The organism is Bradyrhizobium genosp. A (assembly GCF_049949275.1).
GTDB lineage: Bacteria > Pseudomonadota > Alphaproteobacteria > Rhizobiales > Xanthobacteraceae > Bradyrhizobium.
The window spans coordinates 4,460,571-4,484,027 of the sequence record NZ_CP188196.1 but is presented as its reverse complement, the minus strand read 5'-3'; the positions used below and the strand labels follow the sequence as shown (position 1 = coordinate 4,484,027).

Here is a 23,457-nt window from a genome sequence, read left to right as displayed (position 1 = left end):
TTGTTGTCCGTTGGCCGCTATCTGGCGGCGTGCCCTTGTCGTTCGATGTCCCGCACCAGCCGCTGGCCGGATTGCGCGAGCTGTTCCTTGTTCCGGTCGAGCCCGTCCACCAGCAATTGTCCGTTCCGTTTCTTCCAGCGGCCTCCGATCATCACCGCCTCGATATTGGCGAGGCTCGTCTGCATCACCACGGTGGCGACGGGATCGTGGACCGGGAAGAGGTTGAGATCGTCGGCATTGATGATCACGAGATCGGCGAGTTTCCCCGGCGTCAGCGAGCCGATCTGGCTCTCGCGGCCGAGCATGCGCGCCCCCTCGGTGGTGATCCAGCGCAGTGCCTCGCGCGCGGGGATCGTCGTCGTCGCCGGGATCGTGCCCTCAGTCTTGCGCATTTCCGCATTGTCGAGTGCGCGCTGCGTCGACAGCGCGACGCGGGCCGCGGAAAAGAGATCGCCTGCTAGCACGGATTCCAGGTCGATGCCGATGGTCGGGCGGACGCCGCGCTTGAGCAGCCGTCCGGTGATCGGAAAGCCATGGCCCTGGATCAGCTCGTTCTCCGGCGTCACCGAGAAGGTGACGCCGAGATCGATCAGATTCTGCAGGAGATCATCGGGCAGATCGTTGCCATGGACGATGTTGACGTGGGGGCCGACGAGGCCCACCTCGATCAGCTTCTCCCAGCCGCCGGGCGTCTTCGCCAGGCCGCCGCCCTGATGCATCGAGGCGATCAGGCCGAGCTCCCGCGCCAGCCGAAAATCATGCATGGACACGTCGAGCGTCGAATAATGCGGGCCGAGAATGGCAAGCCCGAGCGTGACCAGGCCGTCGCGGTCCGCGAGGGGGCCTGACAGCAGCCGCTCGATCTCGCGGCGGGGATGCGGCACCTCCGAGAAGTGCGGCTCGCCGGGCTTCGGCTCGGGTTTTGGCGAGCCGTGGAAGAAGGCGGCGCGGATGCCGCTCTCGATCAGGCCGCGCACGGCAGCGTCGGTATGGGCAGGCGTCGGATTGTTGTGGCACCAGTCGACCAGCGTGGTGGCGCCGCAATTGATCTGGTTCAGCGCGCCGACGAGGGTGGCTATATAGATGTCGTCGGGAGCAAACAAGGTCGCGAGCCCGGCATGCATGCGGCGGAAATATTCGAGCAGCGTCCAGTTCGCAGCATACCCGCGCAGCGCCGTCTGCCAGGTGTGCATATGCGCGTTGATGAGGCCGGGGATGACGATGCGGCCGCGGCCGTCGACGATCTCGGTCTCGGCTGCGCCGCTGCCAAGCTCGATGCCGGGACGCACCTCGGCAATCCGCCCGTTCTCCACCAGCACATCCCCGGCGCGGAGATCGCCGATGTGATCGTCCATGCTGATGATGGTGGCTGACTGGATGAGGGTGCGTTGCATGTCGATCAGGCCGCCGCTTGGGTTGCGACCGGCGGTTCGCCGGCCCAGGCGCGCGCGATCAGCTCGCGGATGGCGTTGCGCTCGAGCGGACGCGGATTCCAGTAGGCATTGGTCACGGCGAGGTCAGCCGCCCTGTCGATGCCGCTTTCGGGCATGCCGATGTCGCGCAGCGCGACCTTGGCCCCTAATCGCTTGGCGAGATCGTAGAGACCCTGGGCCGCATCAGCCGCGCCGATCGCGCGCGCGATCCGCGTCATCGCCTCGGGCACGGCCGGCGCGTTGTAGGCCAGCGCGTGCGACAGCACGATCGTGTGCGTCTCGGCATGCGGAAGGTCAAACGTGCCGCCGAGCGTATGGCAGAGCTTGTGATGCAGCGCCATGCCGACGGTGCCGAGGCAGACGCCGCACAGCCACGCGCCGTAGAGCGCATCGCTGCGGGCGGCACGATCGTCAGGCTTGGCGGCAATCGCGGGGAGGGCACGTGCGAGCGCGCGGATGCCTTCCTCCGCCATCAGCGAGGTCACGGGATTGGAGTCCCGCGCATAAAGCGCCTCCACAGCATGCGCGATGGCGTTGATGCCGGAGGTGACAGTGAGCCCGACCGGCAGCGTCAGCGTCAGGTCGACGTCGTAGATCACGGTTTCCGGTAGCACGGCCACATCACGCAGTGTGGTCTTCAGCCCGTTCTCGGTCTGGCCCAGGATCGGGGTCATCTCCGAGCCGGCGTAGGTGGTGGGAATGCAGAGCTGGTTGACGCCGGTGCGCAAGGCGAGCGCCTTGCCTAGTCCTGTCGTCGAACCGCCGCCGAGCGCGACCACGCAGTCGGCATCGCAACCCTTCATCGCCGCGATCGCGCGCTCGGTCACCTCGACGGGCGTGTGCATCGTGGCGTCGGCGAAGATGCCGGCATAGAGCGGGCCGAGTGCAGCGCCGAGCGCGGCACCTTGTGCCTCCTGCTGCGGCGTCGTCAGCACCAGCGCGCGCTTGCCGCCGAGACGCTCGATCTCGGCCTTGGCCGCAGCCAACGTTCCACTGCCGAACACGACGCGGGAGGGCAGATTTTCAAAGGTGAACGAACCGATCATGCGCCGGTCTCTTTGATGGGATAATCGACCTGGAAGCGCCCGATCCGCAAGTCGCCGAGCTCCTCGCGCACCCGCAGATGTTCCGGATGGGTGGCATAGGCCTTCAGGGCCACGCTGTCGGTAAACTCGGAGACGAGGACAACGTCGCAGGCATAATCGACATCGCTGATGTCAGCGCCAACCTCGATATGGGTGAGGCCGTCGATCCGGCCCTTGAGGCCCTCGAACAGGGTTTTGACCTTGGTCCGGGCGGCCGAGCGCTCTGCGGCCGTCTCCCCGCGCAGCCGCCACATCACGATGTGTTTGATCGGACCCGACATTTCCCGAAATTCCTCACCTGCGATCTTGCTTGTTGGCACCATTTTGCCTTGCAGAAAGCGGAAATAAAGGCCAAAAATCGTAAGTCTCTTTTCCAATATGAGGAAGAATGGACCGTCTTCTCCAGCTCGAGGTGTTTTCCAGGACGGCCGAGCTCGGCAGCCTCTCCAAGGCCGCCGAGATCCTGCGGATGTCGAACGCCGCGGCGAGCCGGCATCTCAGCGCGCTGGAGGAGCGGCTCGCGGTCCGACTGATCGAGCGCAACACGCGCCGGCAATGGCTGACAGAAGCCGGGCAGGAGCTGCTGCAGCGCTGCAGCACTCTGCTGAACGAGCTTGCGGAGGCCGAGGACGCCGTCAGCGATCGCGCGCTGTCGCCCAAGGGCATGCTGCGCGTCACAAGCTCGCTGTCCTTTGCGATGATCTACATGGCGCCGATGCTGCCGGCGTTTCGCAAGCTCTATCCGAAGCTCGACGTCCAGATCATCGCCGCCAATCGCTATCCTGACTTCATCGAGGCTGGCATCGACGTCGCGATCCGCACCAGGGAGCAGGAGCCGGATTCCAACATCATCATCCGCCGCATCGGGCAGATGCGCCGCGTGCTGGCGGCTGCGCCGTCCTATCTCGCGACGCACGGTGTCCCCGAGCATCCCGCCGATCTCGCGCGCCACAACATGCTGGTCTACAACCTCGCCAATGATCCCTATTCGCTGCGCCTGAGCAAGGGCAGCACGACGCAGACCATTCGCATCGCGCCGACGCTCGACAGCAATGATGGCCAGATCATCTGCGGCGCCGCGCGCGCGGGACTCGGCATCCTGATCCAGCCGCTTTACATCGTGCAGAGCGACATCGCGGCCGGCAAGCTCGTGCCGGTCCTGACGGATTGGGAATTGCCGTTGCTGACGATGAACGTGGCCTACCAGAACCGCGTCCGGCTGCCGGCGAAGATCAGGGTGTTTTCAGACTTTCTGGTCGACCACATCCGCACGCATTCCGATGCCGGGATCTGGATCGAGGCGACGTAACGGTCGGCCGGGTCGCTACTCCGATCGCTCGTGCACCCGCGTCCGACCGATGGACGACCGCGACCGCGGCGCCGCCCGCGGTTCCGGCGGGGCAGCGCGCCTTGCTGCTTCAGCCTCGAGCTGTTCTTTCCGGGCCTTCCGTGCGTCTCGCATGGCGCGCTTGATGAAGGGGTGCTGCGAGTCCTCGGCGAAGAACAACACGACTTCGCAACCTGGGCACTGTCGGGAATAGCCGTCCTCCAGCCGTCCCGCGCGATCGCGGAACATCGTCTTGCAGCGCGTGCACTGGACCTGGATGAAGCTCATGCGCCGACAACAATGATGATTGGAAATCGGCGGCCACGGTGAGCCGAATGTCTGAAGAAAGCCTGAAAGCCGGTTGCGACTTCTTGCACGTCTTGAGGCGCAACCGGGCGCGCTATTGCTTCGCCGCCATCGTGTCCAGGCAGCGGTTGAGATAGACGGTCCGATCTCGCGGCAGCACCTTCTCCAGGTCCGCCTTCAGGGCGCACTCGCGCTGACGGATCTGCTCGGCGCGGCGCTTCTCGGCCGCTTCGCGGTATTCGGGAGCAACCTTGCTGGGATCGACCAGAGCCTGGGGCCGGGCAGGCGCCGCGGCAAGCAGCGCGAGGGCTGCGACGATAATGACTTGTTTCAAATGAGCCTCCGTAAAAAGGCCCATCCTAGCGCGCGATTTCGGAAGCCTCAATGGCGAGTGCGGCCGATAGTGCAGCGATCCGACCCAGGTCGCTGGGGGCTATCGGCGCGTCAGCGACATCCCGTCACTTTGCGTGGTCGATCTTGTGCCCCAAATGGCCGGTGTCGTGATCGCGCCGCAACTGGCTCAGCGACGTCTCGTTCAACTGATGCAGGACCTCACTGAGCTGGGTCGCATCCGGATAGCCGGCCGCAAAACCCTTGCCGTAGATCTTGCGCAATGTCCCAACCAGCGTATTGCCGTGCTTTTTGCCGATCGCGCCATCCTTGTCCCGATGGCGACTATCCAGGCCATGTTCCTTCATGGGGCACTCCCTGTGCGGCGTCTTGCGCGCCTGAAGCGAGCGTGCACCCAAACGGATTGATTGGCAACGCAACGGCGTTGCTTTCGCGGATCCATCTCGCGGCTGCGAAGCCGCGACTAGCGAAATCAATGCGGGTCACCGTTGCCGCTTATCTGGTTCGGTCGGCGATCCACAATCCGACGGCTCCGCCGACGCAACTGAACAGGACTCCCGAATAGGACAACATCTCGCCACCCCATAACGCAGGGACGAAGCCGCCGATCGTTGAGCAGATCAGCATGGCAAGCCAGTAGCGCGATCGCACGCCAGGTCCTTTCAGAAGCCCGGGTGCTTTCCGAAGAGCGCCGAAGGCGGGGGGGTGGCTAAGCGGCCTGCTGCTCAAACGAGGTGTAGGTCCGGCCATTGGGATCGACGATCTGAACGTCGCGGCACCCGTCCTCGATCAGCTCCCTGGCCTTCTTGAGGGCGGCGGCGAGTGACTCGCGCTTGAGATTGACGACGCCTGCCGTGTCGAAACCGGTGATTTCAAACATGCCGCTCCTCCCGTTTGGTCGAATCCTACACCTTTCGAGCCGGTTGTCTCCTGGCTTTTTTGGACAGGGCGAGTGGAACAGGCACCGCAAACTCCATCGCATAGCCCAGTAGTCGGCCGGGGTGGCTGGACATGCCTGATGGCCGCGTCGCTAACGTGGAATTAATCCAAAAAGCCTACAATTTTAGACAGTTGTAAGTGGGTGCTGCGTAAAGGAGGCGTCGCGAGGACGTTCCGGCGACGGCTTCCTTTTGCTGGCTCATGAGGTCAATGCGTATGAGCACGACATCCGAAACGCTGGGCTTTGCCGAGCACCTCGACGCTGCAGCACTCGCAGCCGCAGCATTCGAACCCCAAGCTGAGCACGAAGCCGAGCACGAAGCCCCGGAAGCCCCGGCACCGGGCAAGCGCTCCAGCCGGAAATCGGTGCTGGCACTGTCGGTGTGTGCTTTGGCGATCAATGGCGCGGCGGCCATCTATACATTGCCGTTTGATCTTCCGCCGTTTGATCTCCCGTCGCCGAACATCAGCAGCCTGGCTGCGCTGCTTCCGCGCCAGGAAGACACCGCGCCAAAACCGGATCCGATTGTCGCTGCCTTGAAGGACATTCAGTCGGCCCAGCAGCAGCAAGCCGCCTCGCTGCAGGAGATCAACTCCTCGTTGCAGCAGAATGTGACGCTGCGGCAGCAGGATTCAACGACGCTTCTTTCTCTCCGACAGAGCATCACGGACGAGCGGGGCGACGTGAAGAAAATATCGCCGCAGCTTTCGACGCTGATCGCGAAGATCGATGCGCTGCAAAGTACCATGACGTCGGAAATTACCTCATCCATTCCAAGAGGACGCGCGCGTGATCGGCTGATGATGCGAAAGCGGATGGTTCGGCAGTCGAAGTCTATCGGGCCTATTTCGGTGGGAGGCGCTCCGCTGAGTGTGCCGGCGACGGTTGCAGCCCCGGACAGCTGAAGGGACGGCAGGCAAAGCGCTTGGGATTATGTTCGCGCTAACCATTGCTCGATGGTTCACGCGGCTGGGTCTTTTGCCCCTTTATTTGGAACTAGGGAAGGCCATCAATATCCATACCTAGTTTAGTGCACTGTCCCCGAAACCCGACAAAGCCAAGCGCGAGCTGTTTGATCGGCTGGCCAATCATCTGACCGTGCTCGCGGAACACGTCGAACTGGCGATGCTAGAGCGGCACAAAGGCGCGGATGGTTGCCGGGCGGCGGCGGAGGGCGAGTGCCGAGGTTACCGGGTCGGAGGCGCCTTCCATCCATAGGACTGACGCGCGATTTGGCCGGTGACGTCGAGATCCTTCTCATCAGAGACGCGCCAAGCCGCCACTCCGAAGCAGACGGTCAGAAAGACGGCAGCAACTAGCAGCAGCATCGATAGAAACTGGCTCACGCCTACACCCCCGAACGCGACGCATCAGCGGAACGACCACAGAACCTCGATTCGGAAAATGCAGACGCGCTGACCCATCCCCGATTGTCCCCATCAAGTCACATCGGGCCAAAAGCGCTCACGATTCCAATCGTGATCGGGACCAGCGCAACGAGGGTCCAAAGGGCGGGCGAGCTAGAGGAAAGGCCATCGACGAGTATCCAGGCACCGAAGCCCACAAGGAGCGCTGAGATGGCATAGGCAACGGCTTTTTCCATCGTTCGATCCACGAGCAACACAGGATCGATTGCGACTGTAAGAGTCCCCGCGCATGGAAACGTTCCTATGCCTGCGGCGAGCGCGATGCAATTACGGTGACGGCCCTGGACTGCACCAAGATCCGAGCGCGGCTTGAGCTAGATGGGGACGCAATTATCGGAGCAGTTTGGCCTGCGTGGCCGCAAATCCTGCACGCGCGCGCAAGATTTCCTTGGTTGGGAAAATCGCTGATGCCCCGTTTTGTTGGCGTGACAACCTGGACCACAGGCAACAGCCGCACATTCAGTGGCGGCGATGGTGTTTGACTACCAAGCTGCCCGAACAACACAACCAAACCAGCCTGCTTCTCGCGCGATAATCGACCTGCAAGCGCCAATACTTGGCTGGCTCGCTTCTTCGCTTAAGTCTTTGATTCTGTTGGTGAGCGCGCTGGGGCTCGAACCCAGGACCCCGTGATTAAAAGTTATGGATGCAGCCACTTCGTAAGCCTCAGTTATTGTTGAATTTTCAGCATAACAGCGCGAAAACTCTACAACAACAGTATTTCTGTGAATTGCCGCACCTTTCCGTGAATTTCCTTGCCCTGACGTTGCTCCGTGTGCATGGTGTGTGCATAAAGACCCCGTGATGATTTCGTGTGCACACGGTACCGTTATGCAAGTGAAGATTACCAAGACCAAGGTTGATCAGCTGGCCAAGGGCGAATTGCTGGCTGACAAGGAGGTCAAAGGTTTCGTCGCGCGTCGGCTCAACAGCGGCGCAGTGACGTATGGATATCGCTATCGTGACAAAACAACAGGCAAGCAGCGCTGGCTCGGCCTAGGCCTGCACGGGAACATCACGGCAGACCAGGCCCGTGAGTTCGCAAAAAAAGCGGCCGGCGAAGTTGCGGACAAGAAAGATCCCCAAGGGGATCTCCAGGGGGCGCGCGCCGACGCAAAGCGGGAGAAGAGGGCCGCCGCTCACACTGTAGATACTGTGCTCGACGCCTTCGAGCAGGACCATGTTGATGGCCTTCGAAGCGGCGATCAGGTGAAGGCTGCCTTCACCAACCATGTTCGGCCCCGGATCGGCGACAAATCAATCTACGATCTGAAGCGCAGCGACATCACCGCCATGCTGAACGAGATCAAGGCTGAAAGCGGGCCGGTGATGGCCGATCGGGTGCTGGCCCACGTCCGCAAGGCCTTCAATTGGCAGATGGTCCAGGATGACGAATTCAAATCGCCGATCGTCCGCGGTATGGCAAAGACCAAACCGAAGGAGCGCGCCCGCAAACGCATTCTGGCAGATGACGAAATCAGGGATGTTTGGGCGGCCTTGGACCAAATCGAGCAGCCGGCCTGCTATCCCCGCTACGTAAAATCTCTGCTGCTCGCCATGACCCGCCGCAACGAGTCCTCCAAGATGCACACCGATGAGCTAGAGGGGGACCTGTGGACCATCCCCGGCGCACGGTACAAGAACAAGCTGGATCACGTCATCCCGATCACTCCGGCCATGCGCGAGTTGATCGGCGAGAAGCCTGCCGGCTGCAAAAAGAACTCCTGGTACGTCTTTTCGACCACGACTAGTGGCGGTCAGCTCGACGGCGCGAAGCCATTTAGCGGCTTCAGCAAGGCCAAGAAGGAGTTGGATCGGATCATCGCCAAGATCCGGAAGGCGGAGGGCAGGGCGCCCATGAAGCAATGGCAATTGCACGATCTCCGCCGCACTGGTCGCAGTCTCATGAGCCGCGCCAAGGTAGACGCCGACCATGCTGAACGGTGCATGGGGCACGTCATCGGCGGGGTGCGCGAGACTTACGACAGGTACGAATATCTCGAGGAGAAGCGCCAGGCATTCGAGGCGCTCGCCGCGATGCTCAGCATGATCCTCAATCCGCCATCTGATAACGTTGTGTCAATTCGAGCGGGTTGATTTCGGAAGCCTTCGGCCGGCCGGCCCTCCGGAAGCGCGCGCGGCCCGACGCTCACCAGCTTTGCCTCGCCGCCCAAGCGCGCGGCTTTCCCACTCTTTCCACTCCTTGCGTCTCGCTCCGCCGTTGCGGGTCGCAGTCAAATCGCTGACTTCTACAAGCCTCCATTTGTTTCCAAGTGCGCTCCGGAGATTTCAACCTTCCGGCGTGTCCAACAGAAGAGGTTTGCATGTCGCAGCAGCACCGGCCCCCCGTCGATACAAAGGGGGCTGCCGAATATACCGGGTTCACGAAAAGTCGGCTGGAAAAGCTCCGATGCACTGGAGACGGACCCGTCTTCATCAAGAGAGGCGGCGAGGTTCGATATGACCCGGATGATCTCGACGCCTGGCTAGCTTCTCTGAAGCGGCGCTCCACCTCTGATGTTCGAGAGGTCGCGTAGCCAATGAAGGGCGCGCGAAATCTCTGCGAATTCATGACGCCCGAAGTCTTTGAGGCGGCCGGCTCGCATGCGTTGAAATCGCCTTTGATGGGGAAGGCGGCGCCGTCGTGAGCGTCGTTAAGGGAGAAGAGAATGAGCAAGAAAGGTGGAATTGATCTTTTGGCGGATCAATTGGCTGACGCTGCGGCAAACAGGTGTCATGCCATGTTCGCGTCGGTCACTCGTGCCGGTTTTACAGACAGTCCGATAGAGGCGATCTTTTACATCGGTCTTTGCGAGCACGTCCGCAGTGGCGATCTCGTATGCTTCGATGCTATTGACGTGGCCCGCGGCGACGGCGATGACGGGTCCGAGCGGATGATGGAGGAGCAGGCTCGCGAACGAGGGTCGCTTCTCCTCGTTATGCAAAAGCGCCTGCTCGATTGGCGTGCGGATTTTGTCCTCTCGGCTCCATCCGAGACCGATCGCAAGCTTATCATTGAGTGCGATTGGCATGATTTTCATGAACGGACAAAGGAGCAGGCCGCTCGGGATCGGGCACGTGATCGCGCTGCCGTAGGCGCCGGCTATCGCATTCTGAGGTTCACCGGCTCGGAGATCTATCGCGACCCCATGGGGTGTATTCGCGAAGCTCTAAAGCATGCGGCTTGGCTCGGAGGCTGGGACAATGGCGCGAATTAGGACGATAAAGCCCGAATTCTTCAGGCACGAGGGGCTTTTTGAGGCTGAGAAGGAAAGCGGGCTTCCCCTCCGTTTGGCGTTCGCCGGCCTTTGGACCGCGGCCGATCGCGAGGGTCGGTTCAAGTGGAAGCCGAGGGAATTGAAACTCGATTGCCTTCCGCACGATGAGATCGATTTCTCTCGCGTGCTCGTCGCGTTGCTGTCGCGTGGGTTTCTCGTCAAGTACGAGGTCGATGGGCGCGAGTACGGATACATTCCGAGCTGGCACGATCATCAGATCATCAACAACCGTGAAAGTGCCTCTACTCTTCCTGAGCCCAATGAAAACAATGCTTTGACGTGTGAGCCTCGCGTGGAGCACGCGACGAGCACGCCCCTTGAGCGCGCACAAGGGGAAGGGAAGGGAAGGGAAAGGAAGGGAAAGGAAAACTCTCGTCCGGTCTCCGACCGAACGGGTGAGAGTGAACTGTCAAGGTTCGATGAATTTTGGAAGGCATACCCCAAGCGTGACGGTGACAATCCGCGCAAGCCCGCGGAAGCCAAGTTCAACGCCCTAGTGAAAACCGGCCTGCACCCGCAAATGCTGATCGATGCCATCAGAAAATACGCAATCGACAACGCCGGGAAGATCGGGACGCCGTACATCCCACAAGCGCAAACCTGGCTCAATCAACAGCGTTGGACGGATCACGCGGCGGTAGCGGCCCTTGCGCAGCTCGGCGGCGAGGCCGCGCAATTCCCGATCGAGGATGCCGTGAAGATGTTCGCCAAGGGCGGCTACTGGTCCCGCTACGCTGGGCCTGCGCCGGGCCTGGCTGGCTGCAAGGCGCCCGATGAGCTCTTGGCGAAATATGGATTGCTGCCGGACGGGCGTAAGATGCCGCCGCGCGAGGCCGCGTAGACTTTGCGCGCGGCTTATCCCTCGTTTCCCCTGCTTCACCCTCACGCGCGCGTTGAGGTCATCGCGCAAATCGCAGATGAATAATCGCGTTCGGTCGGCGATGCTTCTCCTTCATCGTTCGATTGAATTGTTTCCTTGGGGTTGGGGCGCGCGAGGGCCGGTTTGTGATCACGCCACAGGCCGGCCCTCGTTTCTTTTCCGGCCTCAATTCCCTTCCCAATCTTTTTCGGAGGTCAAGTGACCAACGCCACCATAATCCCCACCATCGGCCGCATCGTCTGGTATCGCCTGAACGCGACGGACGTTTCTGAGATCGCTCGACATCGGCTGAACCACAATGACGGCGGAAATTCCGTCGCGGCGGGGGATGTCTACCCGGCGATGATCGTTCGCGTGCATGGCGACAAGGAAGGCAATGCGCCTGACGCCTACTGCAATCTCAAGGTCATGCTCGACGGTCCCGATACTCATTGGGCGTGCTCGCGCAAGGTCGGCGCCCCCGATGAGGACGGCGCGTATCACTGGATGCCGTACCAGGTTGGTCAGGCCAAGAAGCACGAAGCCGACAAGAGTTCCTAGCGAACGGCGGGGATTGCGGGAAAGCCCTGAGTGGGGACCGCGAATTGATCCGCCTAGTAGGTTGGCCGGCGGCTTAGTCGGGGGAGTGAAGCCGCCGGCTTTCGAAATCGAAACCGCGAAACGTCAAGCGGTGGTCCACGCAAACCCGCCACTTGCAGGGCAGTGACCTAAGAACGGCGTGACAAGAACGGAGAGACGTTCAACGAGCTTTGTCAGTCTCATTCTATTTCTGACATCGGAAGCGCGAGAGAGACTAGCGCCATGCTCCATCCCGGGGCCGCAGATGGGTTAACCGCAAGCCTTGCAGGCCGGGAAAGCGGTGACAGCCGGAGAGACGGCAGCCAAATTCGCGGGGGCGCGCTTGTCTGTTGCTGATCTCAAATTGCGGCTCGCCGACATCCCGGGCATCGAGACCCTTGCGATGGGTCTTGAGGCTGGATGGATCAAGCTGCGCTGGGGCGCTCACTCCACCGTGGTCGATGCCGCTGCTGCTGATGCGGAGATTGAAACGGCCATCCGCAACGCAATCAAGCTGCCGCCCGTCGATCTGATCCCGGATCGGCCTGCGCCGGCTCCCGTTCCTGCTCAACCCTCTGGAGGTTCTTCCATGTCCGTCACTGGCGCTAGCGCAGCCGGTCAGTCCTTGCGCGAAATGATGGAGGAGCATCGCAAGACGCTCGCCGATCTCACGGGCGCGCACATGGACAAGATGCGCGAGGGCTTCGCCAAGCAGCTCCAGGGCGTCCAGGCGCTCGGCAAGCTCGCCGATAAGGTTCATGCGGAAGGGGACGAGTTCCTTTCGCTGATTGGGCAGTATTCCAATGAGCTGTTGGGCGATTGATCCCTAAGGCCATGGCTCGTCCCTCCGACTACTCCCAAGACACGGCAACTCTGATCTGCGCTCGGATGGCTGAGGGTGAAAGCCTTCGGTCGATTTGTCGCGACCCGGACATGCCTGCGCTGTCCACCGTGTTCCTCTGGATCGGCAAGCATCCGGAGTTCTCGGACCAATACGCGCGCGCGATGGATGCTCGAGCGACGTGCATGGAGGAAGAAATCCTCCAGATCTCTGACGATAGCTCGGGCGATGCGATCGAGGATCCGGAGACGGGCGCGGTTCGGCAGAACACGGAATTCGTCGCTCGGTCTCGGCTCAAGGTCGATACCCGGAAATGGATCATGGCTCGCATGGCGCCGAAGAAGTACGGCGACAAGATCGAACAGACGCTCAATGGGGGTGACAAGCCGATCGAGACGGTTGGCCGTCTTGAGCTGGTCGCGGCTCCTTTCCCTCCCGATCACCCGGCGTTTTCCGAAGGCGAGGGGAATAGTTGAGCACCGTCCCGCCGATCCTGCTGCCGCCGAAGCTCGTCCCCGTATTTACGGGAGAGGCGATGTTTCGTGGCGCCTTTGGTGGTCGCGGCTCGGCGAAAACCCGCTCGTTCGCCAAAATGGCGGCCGTCAAGGGCGTCGACTTCGCGCAAGCCGGCATGGATGGCGTGATTGTCTGCGGTCGCGAGTTCATGAACAGCCTGGCGGATAGCTCGTTCGCCGAGGTGAAGGCAGCTATTGCCTCTGAACCTTGGCTCGCGGCTCGCTATGACGTCGGCGATACCTACATCCGGACGAAATGCCGGCGCATCAGCTTCGTTTTCGTCGGCCTGCGGCACAATCTCGACAGCATCAAGTCGAAAGCGCGCATCCGCCTGCTGTGGGTGGATGAGGCTGAGGCCGTCTCCGAAGGCGCTTGGGTCATCACCATCCCGACCGTCCGCGAGGAGGGTTCGGAGATTTGGGTTACCTGGAACCCCGATCGGAAAAAGAGCGCGACGCATCTTCGCTTTCGCGCCACGCCGCCGGAAGGCGCGAAAATCGTTGAGCTCAATTGGCGGGACAACCCGTTCTTTCCCAAAATCCTCAACAAGACGCGCCTCGACGACAAGGCCAACCGTCCGGATCAATACGATTGGGTGTGGGGAGGTGGCTTCCGATCGGTGGTGGCCGGCGCTTATTACGCCAAGTACCTCACGGCCGCGAAGGAAGAGGGCCGCATCTGCTTCGTGCCGCGCGATCCGCTGGCGCCGATAAAGCTGTTCTTCGACATCGGCGGCACCGGCATGCGCGCCGACGCCGGCTCGATTTGGGCCGCTCAGTTCATTGGGCAGAAAATCAACGTGCTCGACCACATGACCGCGCAGAGCCAGCCTCTATCCTATTACGCGGAATGGATGCGCGAAAAGAAGTTCAACAAGGGCGCAACGGTCTATCTGCCTCACGACGGCGCCCAGGGCGATAAGGTCCACGCCACCTCCTACGAAAGCGCGATGCGTGACGCGGGTGCCAACGGTGAGTGGGACGTCCTGGTAATCCCGAACCAAGGCACCGGCGCGGCCATGTCGCGCATCCAAACCGCGCGCCGCGTCTTTAACCGGGTGTTCTTCAACGAGGCCACCACCGAGGACGGCCGCGATAGCCTCGGCTGGTATCACGAGAAGCGCTCAGAGGAGCGCGACGTTGGTATGGGCCCGAACCACGACTGGAGCTCGCACGATGCGGACGCCTACGGGCTGATGTGCGTGGTCTACGATGAACCTCCGGGCAAGCGTCCGGAGCGGAAGGCCTATTCGGGTCGGGGTTCTAGCGGCGGCGGCCTGCCGTCTGGATGGTGAAGGGGATGGGAATGTACGGTCATAGGTTTCTCTCTGCAGGCCTCTCGCTCGCGACGATCGTTGCGAGCATGACGCCTTATCGCCGGTGCCAGGAGGAGCTCGTCAGTTTCCGGAAGCGCTCCAGAGGCCGCTATCGCGGTACGCGGCCGCGATCGAACGTCGGTCGCACCGGCAAGCTCTATCTGCTCAAGGGAGTTCGCCCTTGATGCCGCACGTTATCGAGGCCGGCGGTTCAGTCCCGTGGAAGAAATTCCCGGTCAAGGTCGATCGGGTCAACGCCATTATCCACATTTGCGGCGTGCGCTACTCGTTTGAGGTTTTCGCGCTGCTCGGGCTCGGTGAGATCGGCTCGGCTTACCGTCTTATCGAACACAAGGACGGCGTTGTGACCGTCGAAACCCTATCGGGGGATGCGCAGTGACCATTTCCCATTGGGGCATCTTCCCGGGCTGGTTCGTCCCGTTCTCCAACAGGATCGGCGAAACCCGCATGAGCTTTCAGGCGGTGGATTTCGACACCTTTTGCTCCGCGATCGATGCCGTCAACGCCGCGGCTCTCGAGCTCGCGGAGCTCGAAGCAATGGAGCGGCGCCATTACGGCCGCAAGTTTCACTGAGGGGGTCTAAATGCCTGCTGCGAACACTGACAAGAAGGTTTTCCTGAACATTTCCGCGACCGATGGGCCTTGGGGCCTGTTGGCCGGCGAATACGGCATGACCGTTCACGCTGGCGTCTGGGGTGGCGGCTCGGTCAAGCTCCAGCGCCAAGCGGCTGACGGCGTGACCTGGGTAGACGTCCAGGCCTTCACCGCGGACGGCTTCGCGGCCTTCCCGATCCCGGGTGGCAGCTATCAGTTGGCTGTCACCACGGCCACGGGCGTCTATGCCGATATCTCGGCCATCGTCCTCGCGAGCTCCTGATGAGGCGAGCGAAGAAACTTCTGTTCGTCGCGGCCGTGGCGGGAGGGCTCAAGCCTCCCGCCGGGTACGTGTTCCTCGTCGATAGCGACGGCGCGTACCTGACCGACAGCGACGGCTTTTACCTCATCGATCTGGCATAGGGCGGCTTTTCAATGGCAAATACTCGCGTACTCTCTCAGGCCAAGATCCTGCGGCCATATCGCAACCCGAATGTCTGGACGTTCCTAGGGACGTCGCGCGTCATCGCGCAGTACAACGACGGAACCACGCAATTTAACCTCTCGAACACGGGCTGGATGAATTGGGCGAACTCGGCGCTTCGAGCTCAGGGAAAGCCCATCATCAACACGTTCAACTATGGCGTCTCCGGCAATCGTACCGATCAGTTCTTGACCAATCTCGCTGCCATGGTCGCCTCTGGCGCTGGCTCTGTCCTTCTCGATGGCCCGATCAACGATATTGCGCAGCTCTATCCGACTGCGGGAACATCTGCTGCCACGTCGCTTGCGAACCTCAAGACAATCATCAAGGCCGCGAACGATGCCGGCATGCGCGTGTTCTATGTGTGGGAGCGCGGCGCCAACAACTACACGGCGCAGCAGATCGGCATCCTGGCGGACTTCAACCGCCTGATGGTGGATTATCTCAACTATGGGGATGATTTCCGCGGACCGCCGATGGTGGTGACGCTCGATCAGTCGCCTTTTGCGGTGACCACCTCCGGAAACGGCGCGATTGCGCTCAAGAATTCTGGTGATGGCACCCACGATAACATCGTCGGCGCGCAGGTGATCGGCGCTGGTCTCGCGCCCATCATCGCGCCGTACCTCAACCCGATGCCGGGCCATCGTCAGACCTCGCTCAATCAGTCCGTTTCGTCGGCGGCAAACTCTGCCTACAACATGATGATCAGCCCTGGCTTCTCCGGGACGTCTGGAGCCGCGGGCGGGACCGGAAACAGCGGTAACGTTCCCGCGGGTTGGACGGCCTCGCAAAACAGTCTTGCCACGGCTGCGTTTTCCATCGTCGCCGGTTCAGCCGATGCGAACGGCAACACCTGGGGCAATGACGTATCGGTAGCGGTGACCGCGACGGGCGCCGGCACGGTGATCCTGTTCCAGGCTCTAACGATCACGAACGTGGTTGCGGGCGATATCATCCGCGCCGGCATAGAATATGACGTGGCGGCTGGCGCGACCGGCCTCAACGGCGTTCAGGTCTATTTGCAGCCGTTCAACACGCAGGGCACTCCCTCGACCACTGACGGATCGGTGAACGCGAACGCCATCGCGGGCAATGATGCAGGCGGCTATTCAAACTACATCGCCGAGCCGCCGGCCCTCAAGCTCCCAGCGAACCAAACCGGCCTTACGGCGATCCGCCTGCGCGCGGATATCGTGATGCGTGGCGCGGGTTCGTGCACCGTCAAATTTCGCAAGCCTTGGGCTGAACGGGCGACGGCGTAACGGACAGATCGGGGGCAGGAAGCAAGCATGTCAGACATCGACAACGACCAGGACAGCGACGGTTCGGCCTCAGCGGCCCGCAAAACCGTACAGGATGCGGATGCGATCTTCCGCAAGCTCAAGGGCTGGTTCAAGCTCGATTATGACAGCGAAGCGCAAACCCGCTGGCGTCGTGAGGCGCGCGAGGATTTCGCGTTCGAGGCCGGCGAGCAGCTGACCGACGACGACAAGCAGCTTCTGCGCGACATGAACCGCCCGATTGTCATTTTCAATCAGGTCGGAACCTACGTCGATAGCGTCTCTGGACAGGAGATCGGCAATCGGCAGGAGATCCAGTTCATTCCCCGCAAGCAGGGTGATGTTCAGAAGAACGAGCTCCTAACATCGGCGGCGAAGTGGTTCCGCGATCAATCCGAGGCGGAGGACGAAGAAAGCGACGCCTTCCGCGACGAGATCGTTTGCGGCATGGGCTGGACTGACACCATCCTAGACTATGAGGAGAACCAGGACGGTGACCCGAAAGTCGAGCGGATGGACCCGCTCGAAATGGTGTGGGACAGCTCGGCGAAGAAGCGCAATCTGCGCGATACTCGGCGCCGCTTCCATATCCGCCGCAATGTGCCGCTCGACGAGGCCCGCGCCCTCTGCCCGGGCGATCCCGATCAGCCGTTTGAGGATGCGGACTACAACGCGACGTGGGTTGACGATCGCGGCGAGACCGAGGGCGACAATCCGCACCATAATGACGGCAAGTTCTACAACAAGGGCGAGCACGGCGAGGATAGCGACGACGGCGTGACGATGATCCGCGCTCAGTGGATCGAGCGCGTTCCCGTCTGGCTTGTGCTCGATCCAGCCGACCCTACCGGGCAGAACATCATCACGCTCCAGGAGGAGGAATTCCGCGAGCTCGGCAAGCGGATGAAGATTGCCGGCGCGAAGATGCCCAAATCCGTCAAGCAAACCCGGAAGGTCTACCGGCAGGCCTACATGGGCAACGTGTTGCTCGAGATCGGTGACAGCCCGATCAAGGGGCAGTTCTCCATGAAGTGCATGACCGGCAAGCGCGATCGCAACCGGAATACGTTCTTCGGCATCGTTCGGGCGATGAAAGACCCGTCTCGTTGGGCCAACAAGTGGCTGATGCAGACGATGCATATCATGAACAGCACCGCGAAGGGCGGCGTTGCCGCGGAGCGCGGCCAGTTCTTCGAGAACGACGCGGAAGGCGCGGAAAGCTGGGCGAAGCAGGATCAGGTGACGTTCCTCAAGCCTGGATCCCTCGGCGCCAACCCCAAGATGATCCCCAAGACGGCCGCGCAATTCCCGCAAGGCTCGTTTGAAATGATGCAGTTCGCCTTCGGGGTGTTTGGGCGCGTCACGGGCATCAATCTTGAAGCGGTCGGGATGCAGACCGGTGCTGATCAGGCGGCTGCGCTGGATCTCCAACGCAAGCAGGCCGTCATGACGCTGATGCAGCCGTTCTTTGACGGTCTGCGCAGGTATCGGAAGGAACAGGGCCTCGCGCTCCTATACCTGATCGAGAATTTCCTTTCGGATGGGCGCCTTATCAAGATCGAGGGGCCGGAGAACGCTCAGTATGTGCGGCTGATCAAGGCCGAGGCGTTCAAGGATGACGTGCAGGGCTATGACGTCATCGTGGATCCGGCTCCGACCTCGGCCAACCAGAAGGAAATGACCTGGCAGATGCTGACGCAAATCCTGCCCGTCATCGGCAAGATGCTGCCGCCGGCAACCTGGCTCGCGCTGCTCAAGTATTCGCCGCTGCCGACGTCCGCTCAGAAGGACATTTCGGACAGCATCCAGCAATCGCAGCAGCAGGGCGATCCGGAGAAGGCGAAGCGCGACGCCGAGTTGCAGTTCACCCAAGCGAAGCAGCAGGCGGACCTTCAAGGGCATCAGGCGCTCACGGCCGCGAAGGTCGATGGCATCAGGCAGGAGGCGGCCGCCAAGCGCGACGCTGAAATGGAGCATGCTCGCCATAAGGCGACGCTTGACGCGCTCACGGCGCCCCCGCAGCAGGTTGCCGGGCCGGACGGCGCGCCGATCGCGGTCCAGCATGACGGCGGCCAAGCCGCGCTCATCATGGCGTTCCTGACCGAAATGCGACGGGACATGAACACGCTGGCATCGGCGATCAACACGCCGAAACAGCTCATCCGAGACGCGCAAGGCAACATCACCGGCATTGCGCCGATGCAGCAGGGGTAAAAATGGCCGCTTTCAACAAGTTTTCAGCCTTCGTGCACGATATATCGGCGAAGGTTCACAATTTCGATACCGACCAATTCGCCATCATGCTGTCGAATACGCTCCCGGTCGCGGCCAACGCGGTCAAGGCGGATATCACCGAGATCGCGGCTGGCAACGGCTATGTAGCCGGTGGCTTCAACGCGACCACGAATGCGAACAGCCAGGCCGGCGGCGTTGAGAAATTTGTGCTCAACCCGGCGCAAATCACGGCTGCGGGCGGTTCGATCGGTCCGTTTCGCTATGCGGTGCTCTACAACAAGACACCGGCGGCCGGAAATCTCGTTGGGTGGTATGATTACGGGACGTCGCTGACGCTGACGAACGGCAATAGCTTCCTGGTCAATTTCGACGTCACCAACGGCGTGTTTACGATCACCTGATGGGTACTTCATTCATCGACGTTTGCCGGTTCAACCCGACCGCGGGCGGGACTACTGATTGGACGTTCTCGTCCAGTGTGGTCGGGTATCAATCGCCGGCTCTGGCGGGCGCGCTCAACGGCGCGACCTTCCGATATCGCGCGGAGAGCGCGGATCTGTCGCAATGGGAAGTCGGAACGGGCGTCTATAACTCCGGGACCGGCGTGCTCACGCGCGCCACCGTGCTCTATAACTCGGCCGGGACCGGCTCGGGGGCTGGGCAGAGTGGTGCTGGCTCAAAGATCAACTTCGCCGCTGTTCCTCAAGTCGCGATCGTGCTCCTTGCGGAAGATTGCGGCCCGCTGAAACTCTCCAGCGCCACGCTTCAAACCGGTTCGCTGGGGCCTGCGGGCACAACTTCCACCTCCGGCGTGATGATGGGGTTGGGGGCGTCGGGTTGCACGCTGACGCCCGGCTATAGCGGGCGCGTGAAGGTTGATTTCCAAGCGGATATCAACAATTCGAGCGCATCTTCCGGCAACAATGTCTCATTGCGCTATGGCACCGGCACGCCGCCGGCAAATGGTGCGGCGGTCGCGGGAACGCAAGTCGGCTCGACAATAAACGGGCAAATGCAAACGGCTGCCACCATCCTGCCGGCCTCGCTCACGGCCATCATCACAGGTCTTACCCCAGGTGTGGCCTATTGGTTCGACCTGTCCCTCTCCACTACCGGCGGCACGTCCTCTCTGACCAACGTGTCTTGCAACGCGATGGAGTTCTAAGCCCGTGCTTGGCTTTGACGCGCTCGGCCGGCTCGCTCTCGGGCAGATTAGTGGGGGCGCAACAACTGCCTATCTCTCGACGGCGGCCGGCGCCTTCACGCTCACGGCGTTCCCGGTCTCGTTCCAGATCACGGAGGCGGTATCTGCCGGATCGCTTGTGCTCGCGGGTTCGGCTTCCTCGTTTACGGTTTCGGAGGCGGCCGGGCCTGGCGCTTTCGCTTGGGCCGGGAGCGCCGTGGCGTTCGCACCGACCGTCAACGCGGTGGCTGCCTCGTTCACGCTCAACGGCAATCCGGTCAACGAGATCATTCTTGAGGCCGAAGGCCCGGCAACATTCACCGTCACCGGCAACGACGCTCAACTGTCGCGAACCGGCTTCGACTACGAATTCCAGCAAGGCGGTATCGGTCATCTGCTGATGGAAATGGAGCGGGCCAAGCAGCTCGCCGCGATCACACGCACCATTCCGCCTCCGGTCGATCGACGAACTATGCCGACGTTCCGGCCCATAGCGAGGCCTCATGCCGCGCCGATCGCGCCGGCTATCGATGTGGAGGCAATCCAGAAACAACGCATGGAAGCGGCTGCGGCTGCGGCCAAGGTGGCAAAGAAACGGCGGGAGGAGGAGGCAATCCTTCTCCTCGCTTCGTAATCCCGGATTTCCCGGGCTCGCGCGCGGCGATCCGCGCAATCGGTTGCCGGCCGTATCGGCAGAAAGACGACTGAATGACCACGGAAACGACTGTTGGGCCCTCGCTCTCTTCGGACGAGGCAAAGTTTTTCGAAACCGGCGGGGAAAGCGGTATCCCTGCGGATAGCTCCGGCGCCGATGCCGGCGGTGGCGATACTGCGCCCGCGGGCGGCGCCGCGCCGGATGCCGGCACCGATGCTCCTGGCGCTGGTGACGGCAAGGGCGCCGATGCCGCGAGCAAGACCGTTCCGCTGACGGCGCTTCACGAAGAGCGTACGCGCCGGAAGGAGCTCGACAAGCAGTTGCGCGATGCGCAGCAGCAGATTGCGGAATTCCGGGGCCGGTTCTCGGTCATCGAGAAGTTGAACGGCGGTCAGCAGCAGACCGAACAGCAGGCGGGCGATCCGACCCCGGAAGATGACATTTTCGGCGCCGTCAACGCGATCAAGCAGAAGCTCGAGGCGACGGAAGCCGAGAAGAAGGCCGCGACTGAGCACACCACGTTCGTCAACAACTACAAGGCTGACGCTCAGAAGTTCACCGCGACCACGCCGGACTACATGGCGGCCTACAATCATCTGCTCTCCTCTCGAGCGGCGGAGTTGCAGGCGATCGGCTACGAGGGCGAAGAATTGGGCCGCGCCCTGCAAGCCGATGAGATCGCCATCGCTCAAATGGCGATGTCGAAAGGCAAGAGCCCTGCGGAAATGCTCTATGCGCTGGCAAAGCAACGCGGCTACTCGAAACCGGCAGAAACTCCGCCGAAAGGGCAGGAAGCGCCCACGGGAGCCGAGAAGCTCGAAGCCATCGAGCGCGGCCAAGCCGCCAACAAATCCTTGTCAAATACCGGTGGAAATTCCGGCGACCAGGACATGACGGCAGAGCGTCTTATGGGTATGCCGATGGATGAGTTCGAGGCTTGGTGCGACAAAAACCCGGCCAAGGCTCGCCGGATTATGGGCGGCTAAGCCGCTCTCTCGCCCAACCCCAAGGGCACAAGGTTTCGCACGAACCTCAATCCGTGCGCTCGACCGGCGGTCGTAAAGCGCCAAGCCCGCTCCGAAGGCTCCGAATTCGGTGATGCGCCAGACACGCGGCGTCACGCGGTCAAACCCATCACGAATTCCACCTTTTCGGGGCTGACAAATGTCTGTGACTACCTACGGCGTCAATGACGCACTTTCCAACAAGCTTTGGGCCAAGAAGCTCAACGCCGAAGCGCTCAAGGAAACTTACTTCGGTAAGTTCATGGGCGAGGGCGCTGGCAACATGATCCAGATGCGGACCGAGCTCGACCAGAACGCGGGTGATAACGTCACCATCGGCCTGCGCGTCCAGCTCACCGGCGACGGTTCGACCGAAGGTCAGACCCTGCAGGGCAACGAAGAAAGCCTGACCACCTACAACGACAAGCTTACCATCAACGAGCTCTCGCACGCGGTCCGTGTCCGCAACAAGGGTACGATTGACGCCCAGCGCGTTCCGTTCAACCTCCGCACGGAGGGCAAGGATGGCCTGTCGGACTGGTTCGCTAACCGTTTCGACTTCTGCATGGCGAACCAGCTTGCCGGCAACATCCTCGTGACCGATCCCCGGTACACGGGCAACAACGCCATTTCGGCTTCGACCCTCATCATTCGCGCCAATGGCGCGGCCGATGACGCGACCGTGAACGGCGACAACACCGCCACGATGAAGCTCAAGTACATCGATTACTGCGTCGAGAAGGCCAAGACGATTTCGCCGGTGATGCGACCCATCAAGGTCAAGGGCAAGAAAAAGTGGGTGATGTTCCTCCACGACTTCCAGGTGACCGATCTGCGCACCGACGCAGGCGCGGGCCAGTGGCTGGACATCCAGAAGGCCGCGCTGGCCGGCGGTGCCGGTGCTGACAGCCCTGTCTACAATGACAGCCTTGGCGAGTATCACGACGTCATCCTGCACGAATGGTCGCGCCTGCCGAACGGCATTTCCAATGCCCAGGCGGCCCAGGCCAACACCCGTCGCGCCGTGTTCTGCGGTGCGCAGGCGGCCGCGGTCGGTTTCGGCAAGGAGTACGCGAAGGGCTCCCACTTCAAGTGGGTTGAGGAGCTGTTCGATTACGAACGCGAGCTCGGCGTCTCCGCTCAGACCGTCTGGGGCATCAAGAAGTCCGTCTACAACAACCAGGATTTCGCGACCATCCCCGTGACCACCTACGCGGTTGCGCACGGCTAAGGCCCTGATGGCGGCGCTCTAACGGGCGCCGCCGTCTCCGTCTCCACCATCGTTTAACGCTCTCGGAAAGGGCTCTTTATGTCTCTCGGTCGGAAGAATTCGACGCAGCAGGTTGGCTATCTTCGGTTCAAGGTCAACTACAACGATGCCGGTATTGCCACCGGCAACGCGAAGCAGTGGCTCCCGGCGGGCGCGATCATGCTGCGCTCCAACATCATCACCACGACGGCCTTCAATGCCGCCACCACCAACACCATCAGCCTCGGCTTCGTCGGCGGCACGGGTACGGAGCTGGTCAACGCTCAGTCGGTCACGGCTGCGGCCGATGTCCAGGTGCTGGCGCCCGTCTCGTCCGATCCGCTCGCCGCGCCCAAGCAGATCCAGGCAATCTACGCGCAGACCGGCGCCGCGGCGACGGCTGGCGCTGCCTATGTCGTGATCGAGTTCGTCGCCGACAACGATCTGAACATCGGCCAGTAATCCTTGGATCTCTGGCTGCACTTCGCGGGG

General features: G+C 61.7%; 30 protein-coding genes. 22 read left to right on the top strand and 8 right to left on the bottom strand.

Annotated elements, in window-relative coordinates:
- Window positions 1-17 precede the first annotated feature (17 nt).
- From ACP2YP_RS20795 to ACP2YP_RS20785, 3 genes are read right to left on the bottom strand one after another with little or no spacing between them, the layout of a single operon-like run.
- The gene (locus ACP2YP_RS20795; protein ID WP_426418234.1) at window positions 18-1,394 is read right to left on the bottom strand and encodes an amidohydrolase family protein; all 1,377 of its coding nucleotides are present in this window, start codon (window positions 1,392-1,394) and stop codon (window positions 18-20) included.
- A 5-nt stretch (window positions 1,395-1,399) separates the two neighbouring features.
- The gene (locus ACP2YP_RS20790) at window positions 1,400-2,479 is read right to left on the bottom strand and encodes a maleylacetate reductase (RefSeq protein ID WP_426418233.1); all 1,080 of its coding nucleotides are present in this window, start codon (window positions 2,477-2,479) and stop codon (window positions 1,400-1,402) included.
- The gene (locus tag ACP2YP_RS20785; RefSeq protein WP_426418232.1) at window positions 2,476-2,799 is read right to left on the bottom strand and encodes a Dabb family protein; all 324 of its coding nucleotides are present in this window, start codon (window positions 2,797-2,799) and stop codon (window positions 2,476-2,478) included. Before ACP2YP_RS20785 ends, ACP2YP_RS20790 begins: the two co-directional genes overlap by 4 nt.
- Window positions 2,800-2,906: 107 nt before the next feature.
- Between ACP2YP_RS20785 and ACP2YP_RS20780 the strand changes: the two genes are divergently transcribed.
- Complete coding sequence (locus tag ACP2YP_RS20780; RefSeq protein ID WP_426418231.1) at window positions 2,907-3,827, top strand: LysR substrate-binding domain-containing protein; 921 nt, start codon at window positions 2,907-2,909, stop codon at window positions 3,825-3,827.
- 418 nt (window positions 3,828-4,245) lie between these two features.
- Here the strand turns inward: ACP2YP_RS20780 and ACP2YP_RS20775 are convergent, their stop codons facing one another.
- From ACP2YP_RS20775 to ACP2YP_RS20765, 3 genes are all read right to left on the bottom strand, one after another.
- Entirely contained in the window at window positions 4,246-4,485 is a 240-nt protein-coding gene (locus tag ACP2YP_RS20775) for a hypothetical protein (RefSeq protein WP_426418230.1), read from the bottom strand.
- A gap of 124 nt (window positions 4,486-4,609) precedes the next feature.
- Window positions 4,610-4,849, bottom strand: coding sequence for a hypothetical protein (locus ACP2YP_RS20770; RefSeq protein WP_426418229.1), 240 nt, complete (start codon window positions 4,847-4,849; stop codon window positions 4,610-4,612).
- Window positions 4,850-5,211: 362 nt separating this feature from the next.
- The gene (locus tag ACP2YP_RS20765; RefSeq protein WP_426418228.1) at window positions 5,212-5,382 is read right to left on the bottom strand and encodes a hypothetical protein; all 171 of its coding nucleotides are present in this window, start codon (window positions 5,380-5,382) and stop codon (window positions 5,212-5,214) included.
- A gap of 269 nt (window positions 5,383-5,651) precedes the next feature.
- Between ACP2YP_RS20765 and ACP2YP_RS20760 the strand changes: the two genes are divergently transcribed.
- The gene (locus tag ACP2YP_RS20760; protein ID WP_426418227.1) at window positions 5,652-6,347 is read left to right on the top strand and encodes a hypothetical protein; all 696 of its coding nucleotides are present in this window, start codon (window positions 5,652-5,654) and stop codon (window positions 6,345-6,347) included.
- Between the two features lie 282 nt (window positions 6,348-6,629).
- On the opposite strand, the gene ACP2YP_RS20755 is transcribed toward ACP2YP_RS20760, so the two are convergent.
- Both ACP2YP_RS20755 and ACP2YP_RS20750 read right to left on the bottom strand, forming a co-directional pair.
- Window positions 6,630-6,788, bottom strand: coding sequence for a hypothetical protein (locus ACP2YP_RS20755; RefSeq protein ID WP_426418226.1), 159 nt, complete (start codon window positions 6,786-6,788; stop codon window positions 6,630-6,632).
- Window positions 6,789-6,886: 98 nt separating this feature from the next.
- Window positions 6,887-7,045 (bottom strand): hypothetical protein, encoded by a 159-nt coding sequence (locus ACP2YP_RS20750; RefSeq protein ID WP_426418225.1) that lies wholly within the window; start codon window positions 7,043-7,045, stop codon window positions 6,887-6,889.
- 655 nt (window positions 7,046-7,700) lie between these two features.
- On the opposite strand from ACP2YP_RS20750, the gene ACP2YP_RS20745 reads away from it, so the two are divergent.
- The 20 genes from ACP2YP_RS20745 (at window position 7,701) to ACP2YP_RS20650 (ending at window position 23,427) form a co-directional block, all read left to right on the top strand.
- Window positions 7,701-8,966 (top strand): tyrosine-type recombinase/integrase, encoded by a 1,266-nt coding sequence (locus tag ACP2YP_RS20745; protein WP_426418224.1) that lies wholly within the window; start codon window positions 7,701-7,703, stop codon window positions 8,964-8,966.
- A gap of 227 nt (window positions 8,967-9,193) precedes the next feature.
- A complete protein-coding gene (locus tag ACP2YP_RS20740; protein WP_426418223.1) occupies window positions 9,194-9,406 on the top strand; it encodes a helix-turn-helix transcriptional regulator in 213 nt (70 codons plus the stop codon).
- Between the two features lie 132 nt (window positions 9,407-9,538).
- Complete coding sequence (locus tag ACP2YP_RS20735; protein WP_426418222.1) at window positions 9,539-10,087, top strand: DUF559 domain-containing protein; 549 nt, start codon at window positions 9,539-9,541, stop codon at window positions 10,085-10,087.
- The gene (locus tag ACP2YP_RS20730) at window positions 10,074-10,988 is read left to right on the top strand and encodes a hypothetical protein (RefSeq protein ID WP_426418221.1); all 915 of its coding nucleotides are present in this window, start codon (window positions 10,074-10,076) and stop codon (window positions 10,986-10,988) included. Before ACP2YP_RS20735 ends, ACP2YP_RS20730 begins: the two co-directional genes overlap by 14 nt.
- Before the next feature lie 237 nt (window positions 10,989-11,225).
- Entirely contained in the window at window positions 11,226-11,567 is a 342-nt protein-coding gene (locus tag ACP2YP_RS20725; RefSeq protein WP_426418220.1) for a hypothetical protein, read from the top strand.
- Window positions 11,568-11,949: 382 nt separating this feature from the next.
- Window positions 11,950-12,408 (top strand): hypothetical protein, encoded by a 459-nt coding sequence (locus ACP2YP_RS20720; RefSeq protein ID WP_426418219.1) that lies wholly within the window; start codon window positions 11,950-11,952, stop codon window positions 12,406-12,408.
- Between the two features lie 11 nt (window positions 12,409-12,419).
- A complete protein-coding gene (locus ACP2YP_RS20715) occupies window positions 12,420-12,902 on the top strand; it encodes a terminase small subunit protein (RefSeq protein ID WP_426418218.1) in 483 nt (160 codons plus the stop codon).
- A gap of 59 nt (window positions 12,903-12,961) precedes the next feature.
- Window positions 12,962-14,236 carry a phage terminase large subunit gene (locus tag ACP2YP_RS20710; protein ID WP_426426212.1) on the top strand — a complete coding sequence of 425 codons (1,275 nt, stop codon included), beginning with the start codon at window positions 12,962-12,964 and terminating at the stop codon, window positions 14,234-14,236.
- Between the two features lie 205 nt (window positions 14,237-14,441).
- Window positions 14,442-14,657 carry a hypothetical protein gene (locus tag ACP2YP_RS20705; protein WP_426418217.1) on the top strand — a complete coding sequence of 72 codons (216 nt, stop codon included), beginning with the start codon at window positions 14,442-14,444 and terminating at the stop codon, window positions 14,655-14,657.
- Window positions 14,654-14,851 (top strand): hypothetical protein, encoded by a 198-nt coding sequence (locus ACP2YP_RS20700; RefSeq protein ID WP_426418216.1) that lies wholly within the window; start codon window positions 14,654-14,656, stop codon window positions 14,849-14,851. Before ACP2YP_RS20705 ends, ACP2YP_RS20700 begins: the two co-directional genes overlap by 4 nt.
- 10 nt (window positions 14,852-14,861) lie before the next feature.
- Window positions 14,862-15,155 carry a hypothetical protein gene (locus ACP2YP_RS20695; RefSeq protein ID WP_426418215.1) on the top strand — a complete coding sequence of 98 codons (294 nt, stop codon included), beginning with the start codon at window positions 14,862-14,864 and terminating at the stop codon, window positions 15,153-15,155.
- Window positions 15,155-15,295 (top strand): hypothetical protein, encoded by a 141-nt coding sequence (locus tag ACP2YP_RS20690; protein WP_426418214.1) that lies wholly within the window; start codon window positions 15,155-15,157, stop codon window positions 15,293-15,295. The genes ACP2YP_RS20695 and ACP2YP_RS20690 overlap by 1 nt, the downstream gene beginning before the upstream one ends.
- 12 nt (window positions 15,296-15,307) lie before the next feature.
- Window positions 15,308-16,621, top strand: coding sequence for an SGNH/GDSL hydrolase family protein (locus ACP2YP_RS20685; RefSeq protein ID WP_426418213.1), 1,314 nt, complete (start codon window positions 15,308-15,310; stop codon window positions 16,619-16,621).
- A gap of 27 nt (window positions 16,622-16,648) precedes the next feature.
- Window positions 16,649-18,853, top strand: coding sequence for a phage portal protein (locus tag ACP2YP_RS20680; protein WP_426418212.1), 2,205 nt, complete (start codon window positions 16,649-16,651; stop codon window positions 18,851-18,853).
- Between the two features lie 2 nt (window positions 18,854-18,855).
- A complete protein-coding gene (locus ACP2YP_RS20675) occupies window positions 18,856-19,275 on the top strand; it encodes a hypothetical protein (RefSeq protein ID WP_426418211.1) in 420 nt (139 codons plus the stop codon).
- Complete coding sequence (locus ACP2YP_RS20670; RefSeq protein ID WP_426418210.1) at window positions 19,275-20,039, top strand: hypothetical protein; 765 nt, start codon at window positions 19,275-19,277, stop codon at window positions 20,037-20,039. The genes ACP2YP_RS20675 and ACP2YP_RS20670 overlap by 1 nt, the downstream gene beginning before the upstream one ends.
- A 157-nt stretch (window positions 20,040-20,196) precedes the next feature.
- Complete coding sequence (locus ACP2YP_RS20665; RefSeq protein ID WP_426418209.1) at window positions 20,197-20,691, top strand: hypothetical protein; 495 nt, start codon at window positions 20,197-20,199, stop codon at window positions 20,689-20,691.
- A gap of 74 nt (window positions 20,692-20,765) precedes the next feature.
- Complete coding sequence (locus ACP2YP_RS20660; protein ID WP_426418208.1) at window positions 20,766-21,698, top strand: hypothetical protein; 933 nt, start codon at window positions 20,766-20,768, stop codon at window positions 21,696-21,698.
- Between the two features lie 178 nt (window positions 21,699-21,876).
- Window positions 21,877-22,947, top strand: coding sequence for a N4-gp56 family major capsid protein (locus tag ACP2YP_RS20655; RefSeq protein WP_426418207.1), 1,071 nt, complete (start codon window positions 21,877-21,879; stop codon window positions 22,945-22,947).
- A 78-nt stretch (window positions 22,948-23,025) separates the two neighbouring features.
- Window positions 23,026-23,427 carry a hypothetical protein gene (locus tag ACP2YP_RS20650; protein ID WP_426418206.1) on the top strand — a complete coding sequence of 134 codons (402 nt, stop codon included), beginning with the start codon at window positions 23,026-23,028 and terminating at the stop codon, window positions 23,425-23,427.
- Window positions 23,428-23,457: the final 30 nt, after the last annotated feature.